This is a genomic window from Nocardiopsis kunsanensis DSM 44524 (assembly GCF_000340965.1).
In the GTDB taxonomy this organism is placed as follows: Bacteria; Actinomycetota; Actinomycetes; order Streptosporangiales; family Streptosporangiaceae; genus Nocardiopsis; species Nocardiopsis kunsanensis.
This window is the reverse complement of record NZ_ANAY01000082.1, coordinates 1-1,066: the sequence shown is the minus strand read 5'-3', so window position 1 is coordinate 1,066 and position 1,066 is coordinate 1. Positions and strand designations below refer to the sequence as shown.

At 69.4% G+C, this 1,066-nt stretch carries 1 protein-coding gene; it reads right to left on the bottom strand.

What is annotated here, in order from left to right; all coding sequences use genetic code 11:
* Nucleotides 1–711: 711 nt before the first annotated feature.
* A complete protein-coding gene (locus tag D456_RS26760) occupies nucleotides 712–924 on the bottom strand; it encodes a hypothetical protein (RefSeq protein ID WP_152442669.1) in 213 nt (70 codons plus the stop codon).
* Nucleotides 925–1,066: the final 142 nt, after the last annotated feature.

Sequence of the window (1,066 nt, the reverse complement as noted above, 5' to 3'; positions counted from 1 at the left end):
CCGGCCACCCCCTGAAGCTCTCCCGCCCCCGCCGGTTCCGGCGGGGGCCTTTTTTGTGCCCGGAACGGGGGCGGACAAGGTAAGCCCGGAAGGGGCAACGGGCCCGGCCGCAGGGTCGCCGGGCCGGGAAGCTGACTACAGGATCTGGCGCCTCAACCCCCCGTGAGGTCACAGCATGATCACGCCCCCGCCGGTTCCGGCGGGGGCTTTTTCGTGCCCGAGCAGCGAGACGCCCCGTATCGCAAGGGTTCTGGGCTCCGGGAAGGCCCACTTATCGGAGGCCAGGGAGTAGCTTCGGGGTTTTCCGGCACGGGATAGCGACGCTTTGGAGGCGCTGCGGAGCCTCCTGTCGACGCCGTCGACAGACGGTCGTTTGCCGACACCCGTGGCGTCCCCGCCCCGACGGGGCGGGGACGGCGCCATCGTTTGCGGCTGGTGCCACGGTCGTTAACGGCACCCGTGCCCATGCAACGCGGCGTTGCTACCTCTACTTTGCGGCTCGCCGTAGCTTCGGGAGAAGCAGGCCGTCCGGACCCGTTCCGGAGTGCTGTCCAAACCCTGTCCGAACCGGCGTCCGGACTGCTGTCCGATCCCCGTCCGAACCCGTTCCGAACCGGTTCGGAACGCCGTTGACCTGTAACACCGCGCCGGGGCGGGCCACCGGCGTCCGAACCCACAACGCAACGCGACGTTGCTATCGCAGCTCCGGCCCTACCGGTCCTTCTCCGGCAGGTTTGGGCGCCGCCCCGGCGGCGTCCCGCCGGCCACATCCACCGGAGTGCTGCGGGGAGGTCGGCGTCCGCCCCAGTGCGGCAGTCCCGTTCCCTCGGGACGGGTCATGGCGGCTGCGATCCCCGCGGTTGATGCCCCGCCCCGAGGACGGTGCTGTTCGTCGTCGCGCTCCTGGCGCTCGTTCTCCTCCATGAGCACATCCTCGCTCCCGTGCCCGCCATCACCCGGAATCGGCCACAGAGCCCTCGTATCTCAACCCATCGACCCCGGCACTCCGGAGATACAAAGGCTCAGTCAGACGGAGGCCTCGTGTCGGAGATACAAAGGCTCAGTC

Coding starts and splice junctions, on each gene's coding strand:
- D456_RS26760 (WP_152442669.1), bottom strand. CDS start 924: ATGGAGGAGAACGAGCGCCAGGAGCGCGACGACGAACAGCACCGTCCT.